Genomic DNA, 19,760 nt, shown 5'->3' on the forward strand with positions numbered 1-19,760 from the left:
AGGAGAATATGACTTTTTTTATCATTCTGGTAATTTTATTTTTTATCATTACCATAAGCAAAAACCAAAAGAAAAAACCTAAAAATAAAGTAACTTTTAAGAATACAAGTTCTAATCCTATAAAAGTACAACCTCAAAAAAAGTATATCGAAAAAAGAAACGAGATCCCCCCATCCCAACCTAAAAACCAGATAAATTCTGTAGAATCTAATATGAAGGATGATTCAATTATTGATGTATCTGATTTGATGAGCACTTTGATAAGTAATATAAAGATTACGTCAGAGTATTCGTCTTCGTCATCATCTTATTCTTCTGTTCCTTATTGGCCGCATCAATATGTATATTCTTATGATGAAATTAACTATGCTACACAGGAGCAGCGAAATTTTTATGACAAATTCAGAGCGGAATTTTTAAAAGGGAATGTTTTGTCTCTCAATGGAAATACCAACTATGCTTTTATTCTGCTTTTTGATTTATTAAACGATTTTGAAGTTCATAAAGATTATAAAAAAGTCGAGCATCAATTGGAAATGTTAGGAAATACTTTTCCGCGAACAAAATCATACGGTGTGTCATTTCTGCTACAGAAGCTTGAAGAATATAATATGGATGACGAAGCTGAACATTTCAGAGAAAAAAATCAACAATATGATTATGATTACTGGAAGCTTGGTAAAACATATAAGAAAAAACTTAATCTTTCAACTGAGCAAGAAGAAATCCTAAACAGAATTTGGCTTCAAACTAATGTTTTTAATAATGCTGAATTCTGTAAAACTGAAATCCTGAAGCAGTTTTTGAGAGCTGTGGAATTTCTTCAGAGCAATTATGTTTCTAGTGATAATTCATTCGTTAACCTGATGGATGAATTGTCTGATTTGATTGTGAGAAAATATTACAGATATAGAAAAGGAAGCCAAAATTATAAATATACTTTTGACTCTGTAAAAGGTGAAATTTATGGACACATTCTGAAATTAAGTGAAAACAATGTCAGAGAGGTCTACTCAAATAAAAGGAAACTGACAGCAGAGTTTAATTACAGTTCACCTGAAATTTTTACATCATACTATGAAAAAGTGATTTCAAAATTAGATGTGTTCTTAATTGATGACCAGAAGAATATTGTTTCTCCTGATACTGAAACAGAAAAATTATTGAACGAAAGCAATACCACCCGTTGGAAATCTAAATTTGAAACAATAACACAAACTTATACGGATATAGCCGACTTTGAAAATCAAATTATCAGACTAGCCGATGAAAACATAAAAAATCCTTCGGTAGAAAATATTTTTTATGAAGCTTCCAAGTTTATGGCGAAACAGGATAAGCCAAGTTCTCTTAAGCTTTACGTTTATTACATAGATTCCGATTTGAAATCATCAAAGTTTGATAACAAGCAGATGAATAAAACCATTCAGAAAAGTCTTTTTAAAACTGATGAACAATTGAGAGATTTTGAAGAGATTCTGAATGATTTTATTAAAGACAGGCAACTTGAAAATGCCTTGAAAAGAATAGCTTCTGTATATGAGCCAAAACGGAAAAAAATTATTATCGATAGAAACTCAATACAAGAAGTTCAGAAACAGCATTCCGGAACGGTCAATCTTCTGAATGAATATCTTCAGGACGAATTGGAGGATGAAATAAAAACATCTGATTCTATAGAAGAAAATGAAACCGGAGAAGTTCAGATTCATATAACCGGCGATAATAATAAAGAATCCGCTATATCAAGATTTAATTCAGATTTACGCCTTTCAGAACTTCAGAAAGAAGTATTAGAAATTTTTGAAAAAAACAGCTTCAATATTTCCCGAAATGAATTGGAAGAAGTAATGAAAAGTAAAAACCAGATGATGAGCTCGGTAATTGATTCAATTAATGAATCCTGCTATGAAACACTGGATGATGTATTGATTGAAGAAGAAGATGACCAATTTACCATATCCCCAGATTATTACAAAAAACTATTAAACAATGATTGATAATATTAAACCTAAAGAAGCTACCTCTATTATTAACTCTCTTGTAGGAGGAGTTGTTCCAAAAATTGGAGTGCAGCATATTACAGTAGGAAGAACAGAGGAAATAGAGGCCTTTATAACCGCACTGAATGATGTAAAGAACGGACACAGTATTGCAAAATTCTGGATCGGAGACTTCGGAAGCGGTAAATCATTTATGCTTCATTTGCTTAATACCGTAGCACTAAAACAAAAATTTGTGGTTGCAAATGCAGACTTTACTCCGGATAACCGACTGTATGCAAATGATGGAAAAAGTGTTTTATTATATTCGGCAATTATGGATAATATTGCCATCCAAACCAAACCGGAAGGAGGTGCTTTGCAGACATTATTGGAAAAGTGGATAGAGCAGGTTATTTCAAAAACTGCACAGGAAAACAATATTTCATTGGTTGATATCCGTAATGAAGAATATCTTGGACTCATTCAAAACAGCATAATGAAAACCATCAATGAAATCACAGAAGTAGGTGGTTTTGACTTTGGTTCTGTCATCGTTAAATATTATGAAGGCTATATCAAAAATGATGAATTTTTAAGAAGGAATGCATTAAAGTGGCTGAAAGGAGAATATAAAACAAAGACCGAAGCAAGGCAGGATTTGGGTGTGCGGGAGATTATAAATGACCAGAATTTTTATGATATGCTCAAAAATTTCTGCAAATTGTTTGTAAGTATGGGATATAGCGGATTTATGATAAATCTTGACGAAGCTATCAACCTTTACAAAATTTCCACCTCCGTAATGCGTGAGAAAAACTATGAGAAAATTCTTACGATTTACAATGACTGCTTTCAGGGAAAGGTGTCTAATCTATTCATCAACTTTGCCGGGACAAGAGAATTTCTTGAAAACGAAAGAAGAGGTTTGTTTAGTTACCAGGCATTAAAATCCAGATTGCAGACTAACAAATTTGAAACTTTGGAAATGCGTGACTTTGCACAGCCTGTCATCAAACTTACGCCTTTGGACCATAACGAAATATTTGTTCTTTTAAAAAAATTGAAATTAATCTTTGATTTTAATTACAAAACTGAAATCAGTATTTCTGATGAAGAGATTTCTGCTTTTATGGAAGAAATATTTAACAAGCCAGGTGCATCAGAGTTCTTGACACCCAGAGAAGTTATTCGTGATTTCTTGAATATTCTAAATATCATTCGTCAAAACCCGGATGTTGACAAAAAGCAGTTGTTTGGAGATATTGAAATTGAAGACGAACGGCCAAATGACTTGAATATCCTGGATAGTATTGAAGAACTATGACGGCGTTCAATCTACTTTCTGAACCCATTAGGAAATACGTCAGAGACAAAGGCTGGGAAAGGTTGCGACCGATTCAGGAAGCAGCAATCCAAAGAATATTATCAACTGAGAATAATTATGTGTTAATTTCCAGAACAGCTTCCGGAAAAACGGAAGCTGCTTTTCTACCCATTTTATCAAGAACAGATTTTAAAGAAGAGGGTGTGAAAGTGCTTTACATTTCTCCATTAATTGCTTTGATTAATGACCAGTTCCGTCGTGTTGAAGAATTGTGTGAATATTTGGACATCAGTGTAACCAAATGGCACGGTGAGGCGAGCAAAAGTCAGAAAGATAAACTGCTGAAAAATCCGAACGGAATCGTTCTGATTACACCGGAATCTTTGGAAGCAATGTTTGTTAATAAACCCTATAACTTAAAACATTTGTTTGCTTCATTAGAATATGTAGTAATTGATGAAGTTCACTCTTTTTTAGGTTCCGACAGAGGCGTTCAATTGCAATCTATTTTATCACGTTTACAAAAAATAAATAAAACCAGATTCAAAACGATAGCACTTTCTGCAACCGTCAGTGATTCTAATCAATATTTAGAACTGAAAAGTTTCCTCGGAGACGTTGAGAGCACAAAAATCATACGGGATACAAACCCCAAACCTATTAATGCAGTCTTCAGATATTTTGAAGGCAGCGGTGCAGAACTGCCTCTCAAATTATTAAAAGATTTATATATCCAAACAAGAAATAGCAAATCGTTGATTTTTCCAAATGCCAGGGGAAGAGTTGAGGAAGTTGCTGTTAAATTGAGAAAGATTTCTGATAAAGTCGGAGGACATCAGAATTACTTTTCCCATCATTCTTCCGTAGATAAAGAAGTGCGGGAATATGTAGAATTCTTTGCAAAGAATCACACATATCAGAATTTCAGCATTGCTTGTACTTCAACATTGGAATTAGGAATTGATATTGGAAGTGTAGACCAGGTTGTTCAGATTGATGCTACACATAGTATTGCTTCTTTAATCCAGAGAGTCGGAAGGAGTGGACGAAGAGATGACAAAGCAAGTAATTTGTTTTTATATGCAACAAATCGCTGGACACTATTACAATCAGTTGCTTGTTGGCTTTTATATGATGAGAAATATATTGAGCCGGTTTCTTTGAATGAAAAGCCTTATGATGTTTTACTCCACCAGACGCTTTCCATCGTAAAAGGGAGCTCTGGAATGTTAAAACCAAATTTGCTTAGTGAATTACATCATAACTGTGCTTTCAAGAATATACTGGAAAGTGAAATCGAAGAAATCATTGCATTCCTGATTGAAAAAGATCTTCTTGAACAACTCGGTTCAGAACTGATTTTAGGAATTGAAGGAGAGAAAATTGTTAATAACAGAGAATTTTACAGTGTTTTCCAAACCGAAAATTTATTCAAAGTATCTTATAAAGGAAATAAGGTAGGTGAAATTCCACTAACCCTACAGATTAGAGAAGATGAAAATGTTTACTTATCTGCAAGAATCTGGAAAATCATAGCAATTGACTTAAAATCAAAGAAAATTGAAGTAATTCCAGCAAAAGATGGTAAGAAACCAGTCTTTGAGGGCAACGTTGCCAATATCGCAGACAAAATCAGAGAAAAAATGCTGGAAGTACTGATTTCTAAAAAAGAATATGATTTTCTTGATGAACCAAGTCAGGATGTTATATCGGAGATGCAGAAAGAATTTTCAGTCTTTGATTTTTCAGATATTATCAAAGAACGACCATTACTTTCAACTAATAGAAATCTTACATTTTACTCTTTTACAGGCTCAAAAGTAAACAGAACGCTTAAACTTATTTTTGATACTTTAGGAATTAAGAATATTTTCTCCGACTTGGATTCTTCTTTTGAGATAAAAACTTCCCAAGAAGAATTTATATTAAAATTAAAAAGTATAGAATCATCCAACATTAATTTTGATTTCATTTTAGAAAATCTTCTGGAGAATACTCCTGAGATTCTGGATTTTTCGAAATACGGTAAATTTTTACCTCTAAAATTTCAAATTGAAATATTAAAGAATTCTTATTACGATTTTTATAAATGTGAAGAGTTTATAAAGCATTTACAATTAGTAATTAATTAGAAATTCTTTTGTATCTGATCTGATTATGTTTCACAAGAAAATAAAAACTATGAGTTTCAATTAATTTGTAATAAGACCTCCTGAAGAATGTGATGAAAAATCTCCTGAAATCTCATTCCACATTTGATTTATAAATTATATAATCAGTTATTACAAATACCGATAATCCCTGTAAGAATAATCATTACAGCGGCGAAAACCGTATCTCTTGCAAGGCTGATTGTTTCCAAACCTTTTGCACTCACCATTATCAAAATAATAAGAGAAACTTCTATTACGGTTATCGCAAAAACCAAAAGTAAAGTTCCATAAGGCTCGCCTACCCGATAAGCAATGATTTCCGAATGATAACCGCTGCTAGAACGGCTCCTATAAGAAAGAATGTGAGGATTAAAGAATATAAATGCCCCGTTAGAAAATAATGCAGCAGTTAAGCTATCCAAGCCAATATGGGAACAATTATCGTCCAGCCTAAAAGGTAGATCTTTTTTTTCATATAATTCTAATTATCTGATGATTGAAAACTTTTGTTGGTAAAATCAGATAACATCATAGTCGTTCAAAGTTGTTACAAAATGATAATCAATAAAATTTTTAGAAGTCTTGCATAATTCTAACAATTCTTCATCGGTGTGGTATTCAAAATTAAAATCGTCAGGAATATCTATTGTATATTCCGTTATTATTTCTGTATCCAGAAGCTCAATTGCCATCAGATCATTAAGTGAACTAAGCAGACTTTTTTCTTTAAGGAGAGGCATTTTCTGCGTGAAAGAGTTTTTAAATTTATATAATATAATTGTTTTCATTTTTTTATTTTTTCTTTCTCAAAGGTAACAAGCTGCATTCTAATAGACGAAAGATATTGCTTTAGATCCTGAACCGTAATATCTTCATGATGTATAGACATAAACAGAGGCGTTTCATTCAACAGGAAATACAATTCTGGATGTGAAGACTGAATTTTACCCGTCACTTTAAAAATCTTTCTTGTAAGATTCTGTAAATTATCCGGTGGTCTCATATTTTTTTATTTAAATGGAGCATAACATAGTAGGATATTTTCAAATAAAAAAGGACAGGGCTTTAAAAGCACCTGCCCCTTTTTCTATTAAATCCATCAAAACATATGTACTATTTCTCTGGATTTAATATGCTCATTATGAAAGTTGAGTATTATTAAGAATCTTAATAACCTCTTCACGGCTTTTGCTTAGTTTATTTTCTAATCTTCCCAGCAATTCATTTTCTTTTCCTTTTTCAAGCACTAAATCTGAATCTTTAAGCTGTGAAAATTTTTCTTTTAATTGTTTCGATTGTTCTTTCCAATCTCCTGTAATTTTAAAAGCCTCATTAGCTTTATTGTGACTTGTATTCATAATTCGAATTTATATGTAACAGAATTATTACAAGCCAAAGGTGATATATTTTAATCTTATCCTGTTATACATTTCGAAAGTAGATTTGCATATATCACACTTTTTATAAGTCTTCTAAATTTTTCAGGCGTTTTTGCTTCAGCTGTTTGTAGAAAGAAGGAGAAAGTCCTGTTATTTTTTTAAACTGATTGGAAAGATGCGCAACACTGCTGTAATTGAGTTTATAAGAGATTTCAGTAAGATTGAGTTCATCATACAAAAGGAGCTCTTTTACCCTTTCCACTTTATTGATAATGATAAAGTGCTGCAAAGTCATACCTTTCACTTCAGAAAATGTATTGGCGAGGTAAGTGTAATCGTAGCCAAGCTTTTCACTGAGATAGTCCGAGAAATTTTCTTTCGGAAGTGATTCGGAATAATGGATCATTTCTGTGACTGCATTTTTTATTTTTTCGATCAGAATGCTTTTTTTATTATCCAATAACTCAAGTCCGGTTTTGAGGAGATTTTCTTTTAACAGCTGTCGCTGTTCATCCGTAATATCATCCAATATTTCTACAAGTCCAAGGTCTACTACGGCATTTCTTATATTCAGTTTTTCAAGCTCCTGATGAACCACCATTTTGCAGCGCAGGCTTACCATATATTTTATATATAACTTCATTATCCTTACCGTTTTTCGAGTTTGTCAATCCATATGTTGACAGCCACTCTTTCAAAGTTAGTCCTTTAAATTTTAATATCTATGATTTATGTAACAAATTGAAAGACTATTACAAACCTTTCTTTTTTTAATGGATGACCTTTACATACAATAAAAATATTTTAAAATGTCAAAAGAAAAGGATACAAAGAAAAAAACAGATAAAACACCTGCGGCAAAATCACTAAAAGAGAAGCGGGAAGACAAACAAAACAAAAGGAAAGACAAAGAAAATGAAAGTCGCAACGCAACAACCTAAATGGTAGAAATAAAAAAAGAAGGAATTATACTCAGAAAAACCGACTTAAATTTTGAAAACGAAGGAGTTCTGAATCCTGCTGTTATTAAAGAAAATGGCAAAATACATTTGTTTTATCGCGCCGTGGCCAAAGGTAATTTCTCAACTGTCGGGCATTGTGTATTGTCAGATCCGCTTACGGTAGAAAAACGGTCAGATTCACCCATCATTGTTCCTGAATCTGAATATGAAAAACACGGTGTAGAAGATCCCCGAATTGTAAAAATAGATGATGTATTTTATCTTACTTACACCAGTTATGACGGCATCAATGCCTTAGGAACATTAACGACTTCAAACGATCTTAAATACTTTAAAAACAAAAAAATTATTGTTCCGAAAATTTCTTATAAAGAGTTTAAGCTTTTATCGGAATCAGAGGGTTTAATCCCGGATAAGTATAGAAGATACAATGAATTTCAAATCAATCATACTGACAGTGACCCCATCTTTTTATGGGATAAAAATCTGATTTTCTTCCCCAGAAAAATAAACGATAAATTTTATTTCATTCACAGGATAAGACCTGAAATTCAGATCGTCAGCGTAAAAAATATCGAAGATCTGAATTCTGATTTCTGGCAGGATTACTTTTCACATTTTAAAGCTCACATTCTTTTATCTCCGAAATATGATCACGAATCAAGTTATATCGGAGGCGGGTGTCCGCCAATAGAAACAGAATACGGCTGGCTAATGATTTATCACGGTGTTTATGATACCATTAATGGTTATGTTTACAACGCCTGTGCAGCTTTATTGGATCTTGAAAACCCGGAAAAAGAAATTTCCCGACTTCCCTATCCGCTTTTCAAACCCGAAGAAGAATGGGAACTGAAGGGTGAAGTCAACAATGTGTGTTTCCCGACAGGAACCATTGTAGAGAATGGCAGACTGTATATCTATTATGGAGCTGCAGACGAAAGGATAGCTGTTGCATCACTCAATATTTCAAAACTATTGAAAGAGTTAATGATGTACGCTGTATAAAGATGATTAGGCAGAATACGGTTAAAAGAAATTAAAAATGAATAAAAATATTAATTCAGACGTGGAGGATAAAGCAATTAGACAAACTTATAATGACAAAAAACACGAAATCTATAATAAAACCAACATTGTCTTTGTAAGCACTTTTCCTCCGAAGGTATGCGGAATTGCCACTTATACACAGGATCTTATAAAATCTCTTCATTCGAAATTCGGAGAATCTTTCAATGCGATGATTTGCCCGATAGAAACAGAAGAGGAAAACTATGAGTATAACCAATATACCGAGTACAAATTAAATATTTCAGAAGCCGTTTCTTATTTGGAATTGGCTGCAACGATCAATAAAAACGACACAATTGAGTTGGTAATGCTCCAGCACGAATTCGGCTTTTTTAATGAAACCCGAAATGGTTTGTTTCTTTTTCTTAAGAACTTAAAAAAAGATGTTATCATCACTTTTCACACTGTTTTGCCAAAACCTGATAAAGAGCTAAAGGAAAAGGTGAAAGAAATTGCCGATTTTGCAAAATCTCTTGTTGTAATGACTAGTATTTCTGCAGACATTCTCTCGAATGATTATGAAATTCCTTCCGATAAAATTACGGTAATCCCTCACGGCACGCATCTTCTGCCATTCACAGACAAAATTGCGTTGAAAGAAAAGTATAATCTTAAAAATAAAAAAGTTCTTTCTACTTTCGGATTATTAGGTTCCGGAAAAAATATTGAAACTACACTGAAAGCCTTGCCGGAAATCATTGCTAAAAATCCTGATGTTATTTTTTTAATTCTGGGCAAAACACATCCTGCAATAGTAAGGCACGAAGGCGAAAAATACCGTGGTTTTTTGGAAGATCTCACCTGTAAACTTCATCTGGAAAACAACATCCGCTTTATCAATGATTATCTGCCACTCCCGGAATTACTAGAATATCTTCAGCTTACCGATGTTTATCTTTTCACGTCAAAAGACAGAAATCAGGCAGTAAGCGGTACATTTTCCTATGCGATCAGCAGCGGATGTGCCATTGTCTCTACTCCAATTCCACATGCTTTGGAAGTTTTAAAGGAAGACACGGGAATTATTATTGATTTTGAAGCTCCGGAGCAGTTGTCTGTTGCTGTAAACACATTATTAGAAAATGAAAGCAAACGGGAGGAATTACGTTCAAAATCACTCGAAAAAATGGCTCCGACAGCGTGGGAAAATTCATCTATTTTACATGCTTTGTTATTTCAGAAATTTAGAAATAATAAAATAGAACTCAATTATACTATACCGGAAATCAATCTTGGGCATATTCAAAATATGACAACCGATTTCGGGATGATTCAGTTTTCAAAGATCAGTAAACCAGATATTAATTCCGGATATACGCTGGATGATAATGCACGGGCGATGATTGCTATTTGCAGGCATTTTCAAATCAGTAAAGACAAAGCAGATCTGGAATTGATTTCAATTTATTTAAACTTTATTAAATTTTGCCAGCATAATGACGGAAGTTTCTTGAATTACGTTGACGAGCACAAACAGTTTACACAGCAGAACTACGAAACTAATCTGGATGATTCCAACGGAAGAGCAATCTGGGCTTTAGGTTATTTAATTTCATTAAAACAAATTTTACCACAGGAGTTTTCTGAAACTGCAGAGAAAATCATTCAAAAAAATCTTATCTGGGCAGAAAAAATCCATTCTACAAGAGCAATGGCTTTTATTATTAAAGGATTGCATTATCAAAACTCAGAAAAAAACCTTCCATTGTTAAAACAATTTGCGAATCGTTTAGTGAAGATGTATCAACACGAAGCAAAAGACGATTGGCATTGGTATGAGAATTATCTGACTTACGGAAACAGCGTATTACCGGAAGCTTTACTCTGTGCGTGGATTTCAACCAAAGATGAGCTTTACAAACAAATTGCGGAAGAATCTTTCCAGTTTTTGTTATCTAAAATTATGATTGACGATAATATAAAAGTAATATCAAACAAAGGCTGGATGCAAAAAGAAAAAACTGAAAATAACACTCCAATTGGTGGAGAACAGCCTATTGATGTCGCCTATACGGTTTTGGCACTATCTGCATTTTACAAAGTTTTCCATGATGAAAAATATTTACAAATGATGAATAACTCATTCAACTGGTTTTTAGGAAAAAATCATTTGAATCAAATCGTTTATAACCCTGCAACAGGAGGTTGCTATGATGGGCTTGAGGAAAAAAATGTAAATCTTAACCAGGGTGCAGAATCTACAGTTAGTTATCTGCTGGCAAGGCTTTGTTTTGAGTAATTAGAGATATCAATTTTTTAGGTTGACAGAAACTTCAACTATAAAAAAACACTTGATAAAGATGAGCTTTGGAATTCCTGTTTAATTTGACTTAATTGAACCAAATCACCTATAAAAGTGTTTGAAGATATGCTCGTCAAAGTCACAACCAGCCAAACGGCGCCATTTAAGACAAGTAGTGCAATTTTTCTCTTTCTAATTAATTTTAAATTTTGATCTCAAACTTACACTATCAAAGTTACTACTTAAAAATACTCCATTTGTATATTTTTAGTTCATTTTTTTGATTTTAAAAGTAAAAAAAGGATAAGAAGTTTATTATATTAAAGTTAGCAACTCCTGTTTTACGTATATAACTTTCATATAAACGATGTGATTAAGATTAGTTTAACGAATATAACTCATTTTTATCGCAAATTTTTGCGCATCCAAATTACATCAGTAAGTATAGCGCATAAAATTCCAACATGGAAAAATTATTTTACAATAGATCGTACCAATCTGAAGACAATTTGAATGTTAAATTCCTGAATTTATTGAATAGCCAAATAAACATAGTCAAGTTATAATGACATATCACTTCTTTAGTGACAGACATTTTTAAGGACACTGATTTCGATTATTTTTTTGTACATTTACTTGAAAATTAGTGACTTATGGAGAAAAAAGTGGTGCTTATCCAGGATGATGAATATATATTGGAACTTATGGATCACATCTTGAGCAATGAAGGATATGATGTAACACCATCATTAAACACCATCATTAAACACCGATCCCATTGATGAGATTGATGATATCAATCCTGATGTTGTTATTGTTGACGAATTTATTAAAGGAGATAAAAGAGGAACTGACGTGATTCAAGACCTAAAGTCTGATCCTGCCACCGAAGACTTGTCAGCCTTACTGACTTCCACCTCGACCGAATTATCTAAAAAAGCAGAACAATGCAAAGCTGATGACTATATTGAAAAACCTTTTGACATTGATCATCTGGTAGATGTCGTTAAAAAGAATACGTAAAACTCAAGGTGCTTTTTGATTTAGATTTGCTGCCGAAAGATTATATCTCAGCTTCAGGCATATTAACATTAGTTAGAAAATTAGCCAGAATGAGCAATAATCCTGATTTGAGGTAATAGATATTAATTACAGTAATCCGTCACAACAGATCTGTCAACTTTAAAGTAAGCATTACCATTCTTAAATAATATTATCTTTAAACAAAGACGTTAAAACGCTACGTAGATTCCTTTTACTTTCACCGTTACTAAAATTATATTTATAATAAATATTTGTCGCATAGTATTTGCTTAACTTATCCCGCAGCATGCCATTTTTATCTGGCTAATATAAATAGTCCGTTGCGTAAGATTCAAAATTATGAAGACAATATTTATATTAGAAGATGAAGACAGCATCCGCGAATTGCTGGAAGTGCTTTTCAATATGGAAGGTTACAAGATAATATCCAGTTCAAGTATCCGGGAATTCAATAAAATGAATATCGGCAGTAATGTCGACCTGTATCTGCTTGACATCCGGCTTCCGGATGGCTCAGGTATTGCTGTCTGCAACGATTTGAAAAATAATGCAGAAACATCCAAAATCCCTGTACTTATGATGAGCGCCCATGCCAAAACACTTGAATTACAGGATTGCTGTCAGTATGATGAATTTATTTCTAAACCTTTCGATCTTGATACTATGGTGGCAACGGTATCAGGTTTGATAGGCAAAATGTAAAAAGTCTTCACAATGCGTTCCAATCCGATTTACTTAGAAAAATATTTTACCTTTAACAATCTTAATTAAGCCTTGGTCTTCCAAATTCTCAATGGCTGATCGAACGGTCTTAATTGACAAATTTGCTATATAAGAGATTTGCTGTAAACTCATCTTGATCACAAAAGACAATAACTCCTGATCTGTTTCATCATACTTTAGGCTGTGAAACAGGTGCTCAATCTTGTTTTCTGCACTATCCGTGATATAACAGCAGCTCTTAAGCGGCTGATAATAAAAATCACTTGAAAGCTCTTTCAGAACCATTAACATTAAAACTTTGTTCCGCCCGATCATCTGATTAAAGTTATCCTTTTGCATGACAAGTATTCGGCAGTCGGTAAGTGCTACGGCATGATGAAGTGAAGGCATCTCAACAAACACAGAATACAGACTGATATGTTCTCTATTTCTTAACAATTGAAAGGTCATATCTTTGGCATCATAACCTGTATTGGAAAGTTTGACAATACCGTCAATGATCTGGTAATAATGGTTTTGAATGGTCCCGTGACTAAAGATGCAAGAACCTGCAGTAAATTTCTTTTCTACTGCACCATGACATCTTAAATATTTTTCATCTATCATTTTTCTGCTTTTTATTTCATGATGAAGGTAATTAATACTAACTTTTTACTTTATGACTGTTGTCATAAAAGAAATTTTATAAACATAACTATTGGTTTTAAGGGACAATCGATGTGAAAAGGTAAATCATAAAGATGCCGACCAGTACAACGCCCTGCATGATGTTGGTTTTTCCTGTAGCCAGGGAAACCGTAATGATAAAGAGGGAGAGTCCCAGCAATACTGTCGACTTAATGTCAATTCCTAAGGTCATCCTGATACCACTAATGACCGAAATAATAGCGATGGCAGGAATGCTGAGTCCGATGCTGGCCAAAGCAGAGCCGAATGCCAGATTAAGAGAAGTCTGTATCTCATCATTTCCGGCTGCTCTCACGGCTGCAAGAGCTTCAGGCAGTAAAACTATCCCGGCAATAATGATCCCAACCACAGATCTTGGCGCACCAACTGCCTTCACAAGATACTCGACATCCTTTGAAAGAAGCTTGGCCATCATCACGACAATGCCCAGACTGACAAGAAGCATTAAAACACTAATGTAGCTTCTTTTGTTGCTAACTTTAATTTCAGCATCATTATTCTGAACAGTACCATCTTTCTGTGGCGACCGGAAAAAACTACGATGCCTGATCGTCTGCACCATGGTAAATCCCAAATATAGGAAGAGACATATTACTGCAATAAACAGCAGCTGAAAAGAGGTATATTCTCCACCGCCGTGACTCACAGTGTAATTGGGCAGGATCAAGACAAACACTACCACCGCGGTCAAGGTAATTAAGGCCGTGCTCACACCTTTTAAGGTAAATGCCTGCTCCCTGTATCGCAGTGATCCTATGACGATGCAAATCCCGATAATGCCATTTAGTATGAGCATTACAGCCGCAAACACCGTATCCCTTGCCAGGGTAATGGTTTCCAGACCTTTGGCACCTAGCATAATGGATATGATCAATCCCACCTCTATGACAGTGATCGCAAAGGCGAGAAGCAGCGTGCCGAAAGGCTCGCCCAACCGGTGCGCCAATACTTCAGAATGGTAGACGGCAGTGATCACGCTTCCCAGCAGAAGGACCGTAAGCAGGATCGAATAATAGCCTGACGAAAAGAAGAAGCTACCAAAATAGAAGAGCCAGGATAAAATCGGTATGACAATCGTCCAGTAGTGCAAATATTTAATTTGTTTCATAAAATAATGGTCAATCTAAATTCCTTAATAATGTAAAATTTCTATTTGAATTGATAAAGAAATACAACATCACCCGTATAAGCAGGCCTTGATTCATTCTCAACGACAAGTGTGGCACCGACAATTACTTTGACCATTCCTCGCAGATCTTTGACCGATCTGATCGTTGCCTGTAATGATACTCTGGAATTTACTTTCACAGGTACTCCGAATCTCAGGTCTTCGATCCCATAGTTGACCTCAACGCTTACATTCTGCACCGATGCTATTTGTTTCCACAAATAAGGAATCAATGAAAGCGTCAGATATCCGTGGGCAATGGTTGATCCGTAAGGACTTTCATTTGCTGCCCTCTCCTCGTTAATGTGTATCCACTGGTGGTCTAAGGTAGCTTTGGCAAATCGGTCGATCTGCTTCTGGTCAATCGTGTGCCAGGGTGAACTTCCCACAAGGATTCCTTCCAGTAACTTATATTCTTGAAAATTATTGATGATCCGCATGATATTTTTAATTATAAATTGAATACTAAAGATTGTAGTCGAAAAAAGATAAAAAGCCTCTCGCAATATGCGGAGGCCGGTAATATAACTAACAGTAAATTACTATATTGCTCAGATTATGCCAGTTTAACGTTGATAGCGCTTAAACCTCTCTCTCCTTTCTGTACATTGAAAACAACCTCGTCATTCTCACGGATGCCTCGTGAATCAAGTCCTGAAGTATGTACAAATATATCTGCGCCACCTTCTGATGGTGCGATGAAACCGAAGCCTTTTGCCTCGTTGAAAAATTTTACGGTGCCTTTTTGCATTGTAATAAAATTAAAAATTAATATAATAAGATCTGTACACTTTACAGATTTCATTTTTTGTTGAAAATTTTGATAGAGAGGACAAAATGTAATGTTACACGATATATCTATCATACTTTGCACAGCTCACCGATAGTCTGAATACTATCCTGGCCTGCAATATCACATCATTTTTTAAGATCAAAGGAATCACTGTTCTCAATATCATTAAAAAATCGGATCTATAAATGGGAAACTGGAGAAGCAGACCGGTCCGTGTCATGGAACCGGTTAAGCAAAGGCAGGAACCTTCCTTTATGAATACTTTGCAAATGTACATGAATATTCCTCAAAATTAAAAAATATAAATAATTGATTATCATTATTTTATTCGTACATTACGCACACAGAAGAATTATTTGCACAGTGCGGATGATCTAAATTCCGTAAATATGCAGAGCAATTCAACTATATCCCAGACCCTTCCTCAGACCAAAGAAAGACATTCCGTACTACAGGTTCGTATCGCTTATTTTATAATGGTACATCAGCGACCCGAGGCCTTCAAGACCTTGCTTGAAAAAATATATACCCGTGACCAATTATACCTGATACACATTGACCGGAAAGCCAGTGCCGAAACAACGGAAGTGATCCAGGATTATGTTGTTCAATATCCGAATGTCTACATTCTGGAAAGTATGAATATCGTCTCAGGGGGATTCAGCATGATTCAGGCTGAGCTTAACGCCATGGAATTCTTACTCAATGCCAGCAAGCATTGGGACTATCTGATCAATCTAAGTGGCGAAGACCTCCCATTGAGGTCCCAGCAAATTATCAGGCAATTTCTGACGGTCAATGCGGGAAGAAATTACATCTTTTATTATGATCAGAAGTTTTACAGACCCGACACATTGCAAAGGATCCAGAATCACTTTACAGAATTGACCCACAGGATTTCCTCACTTATCTATAAAAGAGACTTTATGAGGGGCGTCATTCCCTACATAGGCGGGAAATGGTTTATTTTTACCCGGGAAACATGCTCTTTCTTATCTAACAATGAGAAAGTGATGGATTTTGAAGATTATTACTTACACACCCTGCTTCCTGCTGAATCTTTTTTTCAGACCGTTCTGATGAATACCGATTTTAATGATATTATCGTTAATGATGACAAAAGAGCAACCATTAATCCTCCGTTAATAGGCAAAGATAATTATTACAACCGTTTTCTGAAATTTCTGAAAGAGAGTAACAGCCTTTTCATCAATAAGTTTGGTGATCTGACTGACGACCGAATAATCGAATGTGTGGCTACTGGTTATGACATCCCGCTACCGGAAATCGATGAAATTGAAAGAGAGTTGAAAAGAGATCTACCCGGCAGTAATTAGTATGTACTTACAAGTAACCATCTAGTATTCCATCACCTCAGTAAAGATAAAATACTGTGTGTTCATTGCATTCTCTTCTAGATATCGTTGTGATAAAATATAATTTAAATATTTATTAAATCTCCAAAATATTATCCAAATTTAACAACCTATTTAAAAGATATTATTATATATTTTTATTTACACGGAAATTACCGCATAAACGATTTTTTACATTGAAATATAAATTTAATGTCATTTAGTACCTTCAGTATATATCTATATCCTGTAATAAATGATTTGAGTAGATCTGTGGAGCTTGCAGGATAGGATTAATTAATTCAAAAATTATTTACAGATCATCAGATCTTTCAACAAATGTTTTAATATTTATTCATTTATAGGTAGACAAGTAAAGCCAGTGATGTACTTACCGTTCCAATACTTGTTCTTATTAATTTTTAAAATTAAATTGCGTTAAACATATATTAAGAGAAATTATTTGATTAAAATAAATTTTACAATTCTTGCTTGATTTGGCTCAAACGAAACAAATCGTCGATAAAAGTGTTTGAAGATAAGCTCGTTAATGGCCTTTGAAGAGATTTTTTTAATTATACTGTACTTAGTAGCAATCACAAAATAATAAAACTGTTAAATAAAATTTTCTAAAACAGAGTGCTACTATAAATTCTTCAGGTAATGCCTGATTGTAAAATACACTTTCAGCTAATATCAAGAAAATTATACCCTACTGTTTTACAGTACATTTAAGCAATATTTGAACTCAATTTTAACTACGATAGATCAAATAACAATATTTAATGAATTACTATATTAAACAATTGCTATGAAAGTAAATATTGTCACAATTGAAGACCTAGAAGAATTTAAAGCTGAATTATTTAATGAAATCAAGATTTTGTTTCACATTATAAATAAGGAAGAAAAATTATGGTTACTTTCTGGTGAAATGAAAGAACTTTTTAAAATTTCTACTGTAACATTGCAGAAACTCCGTACCAATGGAAGCTTATCGTACACTCGTGCGGACGGGGACACCATATTACAATTACAAAGACATCGAAGAAATGCTGAAGAAGAAGCAATGATATTTCAAAATACATGCATCAATTATCATCCACTCTTTTAAAATCCATTAAGCACTTGATTGAAAATGCTAAAAATAATATTGTCCGCAATATCAACACTACAATGTTGTTAACCTATTTTGAAATAGGTAGAATAATTGTTGAGGACGAAAAAAATGGCGGAGGTAGAGCGGAATATGCTAAGGAAATACTTAAAAAGCTCAGTAAACAATTAACGAAAGAATTTGGAAGAGGATATTCTATTTCCAATCTAGAATATTTCAGAAAATTTTATTTAACATTTCAAGGCAGAATCCCCCAGTCACTGATTGGGGGTGTACTTAATGAATATATGAATCGTGACATTCAAGTTTGGACCATTAAGGACAATTATCGCTTAGGAAGTGATATTAATTCTAAAGTGTTGGCATTTGTATTTGGTTTATCAGCCGAAATTGAAAGAAAGATTATATCCCAGAGAACTAAAGAAGCATTAACTCGAAAAAGAGCAGAAGGTTTAATTTTAGGCCGTCCCATGGGTAGTAAACCCTCTAAGACAAAATTAACTGGTCAGGAAAAGAAGATTCAAGAATTAATTGAAAAAAAAGTTTCATATTCTGCAATAGGTAGGATTTTAGGTGTGCATAGATTAACCGTTTCTAGTTTTGTAAAAGAAAGAATGAACTAATTACAACTACATATTAAAATAAAAAAAAAGAAACCAAAGGTAATTCGCTACTAAGTCCAATAGCTAAATTCTGTCAAGGTCAAGCCCTCAGGATTTTCAGAAAAACCTTGATCGAATGCCACGCTCATTTTCAAAAGGCTTTCTTTTTTTTTAATTTTTTTCTTCGTTTTCTTTTAGAAATATTTCAACTGAGAAATTTCAGGCGCAAGAAAAGGATTAAATTCTTGTTTTGAACTTTAAAAACGTGTTCAAATTTTGGGCTTTTTACTTGCAGATTTGAACAGAAATTTTTAGTTTTACTACGTAAAATTTAAATTAGGATTTTACCACTTTTTTGCAAATGTCCTATTTAAGGCCTTTCACAGAGATGCAACAGCGAAAATCTTATCCATAAAGCGATGAGAAATGGGTACAAAATCCCTCACTCTCCGCCAGGTTAGGAACCAAAATAAGCTAAAACGCTGTAAACATCAATGTTTACAGCGTTTTTTGTTTTAGCGCAGATGTTAAAAATTCAAAAAGATCAATATTTTGGTGACCTTTTGAGTGACCTCTCCAAAAAATAAGAAAAAGAGGTTACCAGATTTCTGTAGAACCCGGCCAATTAAGGCATCAGTTTTTATTTCTATTAATTAATGTGGCATCATTCTCAGAGTATTTAACATTAAATTAATGTTAAAAATTCCTATCGCTCAAGTAAGTATCAGCTATGCGTAGCAAATGATTTTGTTTTCTATTGGAAATTTTTAACTCTGGCAAAACTATTAGATATGTGAGCAAAAGGCATACTGATTTTCATATCTTTTTTCTACTGGTTTTTAAGTATTTTTTCTAAATGAAGGAAAAAATTACGATGGATTGGGAATTATGTCTAATATTTACAAGTAAATTTGTCATACCCGAAAGACGCTTACTTTAATTAATCTTTCAGTATTATACAAATATTACTTCCAACAATGGCAACAACGATCTATTCCGGATTAAAACCCTTAGAATAAAAAGGCAGATATTTTAAGCTGATTTATATTTTCATCAATACTAATAAATTTATTCACTATGAAGTTGTTTAAACTTTTAATTTTTTGATTAGCCTTAAAGAAAATGCTAAAAAGTGCAGGTTCTTCCAGGTAATAT

20 protein-coding genes are annotated in these 19,760 nt (G+C 33.6%); 11 read left to right on the forward strand and 9 right to left on the reverse strand.

Annotation, left to right across the window (positions count from 1 at the left end):
• Positions 1-8: 8 nt before the first annotated feature.
• Genes MKJ01_RS10370 through MKJ01_RS10380 form a run of 3 tightly spaced genes read left to right on the forward strand, consistent with a single transcriptional unit; the run spans position 9 to position 5,441 of the window.
• Entirely contained in the window at positions 9-2,000 is a 1,992-nt protein-coding gene (locus MKJ01_RS10370) for a tellurite resistance TerB C-terminal domain-containing protein (protein ID WP_241613640.1), read from the forward strand.
• Entirely contained in the window at positions 1,993-3,309 is a 1,317-nt protein-coding gene (locus MKJ01_RS10375; RefSeq protein WP_241613638.1) for an ATP-binding protein, read from the forward strand. The genes MKJ01_RS10370 and MKJ01_RS10375 overlap by 8 nt, the downstream gene beginning before the upstream one ends.
• Entirely contained in the window at positions 3,306-5,441 is a 2,136-nt protein-coding gene (locus tag MKJ01_RS10380) for a DEAD/DEAH box helicase (protein ID WP_241613636.1), read from the forward strand. Before MKJ01_RS10375 ends, MKJ01_RS10380 begins: the two co-directional genes overlap by 4 nt.
• 143 nt (positions 5,442-5,584) lie before the next feature.
• On the opposite strand, the gene MKJ01_RS10385 is transcribed toward MKJ01_RS10380, so the two are convergent.
• The 5 genes from MKJ01_RS10385 to MKJ01_RS10405 form a co-directional block, all read right to left on the reverse strand.
• Complete coding sequence (locus tag MKJ01_RS10385) at positions 5,585-5,884, reverse strand: hypothetical protein (protein WP_241613634.1); 300 nt, start codon at positions 5,882-5,884, stop codon at positions 5,585-5,587.
• 96 nt (positions 5,885-5,980) lie between these two features.
• Entirely contained in the window at positions 5,981-6,250 is a 270-nt protein-coding gene (locus tag MKJ01_RS10390; RefSeq protein ID WP_241613633.1) for a hypothetical protein, read from the reverse strand.
• Complete coding sequence (locus tag MKJ01_RS10395) at positions 6,247-6,465, reverse strand: hypothetical protein (RefSeq protein ID WP_241613631.1); 219 nt, start codon at positions 6,463-6,465, stop codon at positions 6,247-6,249. Before MKJ01_RS10395 ends, MKJ01_RS10390 begins: the two co-directional genes overlap by 4 nt.
• 136 nt (positions 6,466-6,601) lie before the next feature.
• Entirely contained in the window at positions 6,602-6,820 is a 219-nt protein-coding gene (locus MKJ01_RS10400; RefSeq protein ID WP_105700755.1) for a hypothetical protein, read from the reverse strand.
• Between the two features lie 103 nt (positions 6,821-6,923).
• Complete coding sequence (locus tag MKJ01_RS10405) at positions 6,924-7,484, reverse strand: AraC family transcriptional regulator (RefSeq protein ID WP_241613629.1); 561 nt, start codon at positions 7,482-7,484, stop codon at positions 6,924-6,926.
• A 166-nt stretch (positions 7,485-7,650) separates the two neighbouring features.
• On the opposite strand from MKJ01_RS10405, the gene MKJ01_RS18830 reads away from it, so the two are divergent.
• From MKJ01_RS18830 to MKJ01_RS10425, 5 genes are all read left to right on the forward strand, one after another.
• Positions 7,651-7,782, forward strand: coding sequence for a hypothetical protein (locus MKJ01_RS18830; RefSeq protein ID WP_263603425.1), 132 nt, complete (start codon positions 7,651-7,653; stop codon positions 7,780-7,782).
• The gene (locus tag MKJ01_RS10410; protein ID WP_241613627.1) at positions 7,783-8,811 is read left to right on the forward strand and encodes a hypothetical protein; all 1,029 of its coding nucleotides are present in this window, start codon (positions 7,783-7,785) and stop codon (positions 8,809-8,811) included.
• Positions 8,812-8,848: 37 nt separating this feature from the next.
• On the forward strand, positions 8,849-11,113 hold the full coding sequence (locus tag MKJ01_RS10415) for a glycosyltransferase (RefSeq protein ID WP_241613625.1): 2,265 nt from the start codon (positions 8,849-8,851) through the stop codon (positions 11,111-11,113).
• A gap of 789 nt (positions 11,114-11,902) precedes the next feature.
• Complete coding sequence (locus MKJ01_RS10420) at positions 11,903-12,139, forward strand: hypothetical protein (RefSeq protein WP_368366350.1); 237 nt, start codon at positions 11,903-11,905, stop codon at positions 12,137-12,139.
• 360 nt (positions 12,140-12,499) lie between these two features.
• A complete protein-coding gene (locus tag MKJ01_RS10425) occupies positions 12,500-12,862 on the forward strand; it encodes a response regulator transcription factor (protein ID WP_241613623.1) in 363 nt (120 codons plus the stop codon).
• Between the two features lie 33 nt (positions 12,863-12,895).
• On the opposite strand, the gene MKJ01_RS10430 is transcribed toward MKJ01_RS10425, so the two are convergent.
• The 4 genes from MKJ01_RS10430 to MKJ01_RS10445 form a co-directional block, all read right to left on the reverse strand.
• Positions 12,896-13,489, reverse strand: a complete 594-nt coding sequence (locus tag MKJ01_RS10430) for a Crp/Fnr family transcriptional regulator (protein ID WP_241613622.1) — start codon at positions 13,487-13,489, stop codon at positions 12,896-12,898.
• A 97-nt stretch (positions 13,490-13,586) separates the two neighbouring features.
• Complete coding sequence (locus MKJ01_RS10435; RefSeq protein WP_241613620.1) at positions 13,587-14,678, reverse strand: calcium:proton antiporter; 1,092 nt, start codon at positions 14,676-14,678, stop codon at positions 13,587-13,589.
• A 41-nt stretch (positions 14,679-14,719) separates the two neighbouring features.
• On the reverse strand, positions 14,720-15,178 hold the full coding sequence (locus MKJ01_RS10440; protein ID WP_241613618.1) for a MaoC family dehydratase: 459 nt from the start codon (positions 15,176-15,178) through the stop codon (positions 14,720-14,722).
• A 116-nt stretch (positions 15,179-15,294) separates the two neighbouring features.
• Positions 15,295-15,489, reverse strand: coding sequence for a cold-shock protein (locus MKJ01_RS10445; RefSeq protein ID WP_241613616.1), 195 nt, complete (start codon positions 15,487-15,489; stop codon positions 15,295-15,297).
• Between the two features lie 431 nt (positions 15,490-15,920).
• Here MKJ01_RS10445 and MKJ01_RS10450 point away from each other — a divergent pair, with 431 nt between their 5' ends.
• From MKJ01_RS10450 to MKJ01_RS10460, 3 genes are all read left to right on the forward strand, one after another.
• A complete protein-coding gene (locus MKJ01_RS10450; protein WP_241613614.1) occupies positions 15,921-16,868 on the forward strand; it encodes a beta-1,6-N-acetylglucosaminyltransferase in 948 nt (315 codons plus the stop codon).
• Between the two features lie 829 nt (positions 16,869-17,697).
• The gene (locus MKJ01_RS10455) at positions 17,698-18,000 is read left to right on the forward strand and encodes a hypothetical protein (RefSeq protein WP_241613612.1); all 303 of its coding nucleotides are present in this window, start codon (positions 17,698-17,700) and stop codon (positions 17,998-18,000) included.
• The gene (locus MKJ01_RS10460) at positions 17,973-18,626 is read left to right on the forward strand and encodes a DUF1016 N-terminal domain-containing protein (protein ID WP_241613610.1); all 654 of its coding nucleotides are present in this window, start codon (positions 17,973-17,975) and stop codon (positions 18,624-18,626) included. Before MKJ01_RS10455 ends, MKJ01_RS10460 begins: the two co-directional genes overlap by 28 nt.
• The last annotated feature ends 1,134 nt before the right edge of the window (positions 18,627-19,760 follow it).

This window comes from Chryseobacterium sp. SSA4.19, assembly GCF_022601875.1.
In the GTDB taxonomy this organism is placed as follows: Bacteria; Bacteroidota; Bacteroidia; order Flavobacteriales; family Weeksellaceae; genus Chryseobacterium.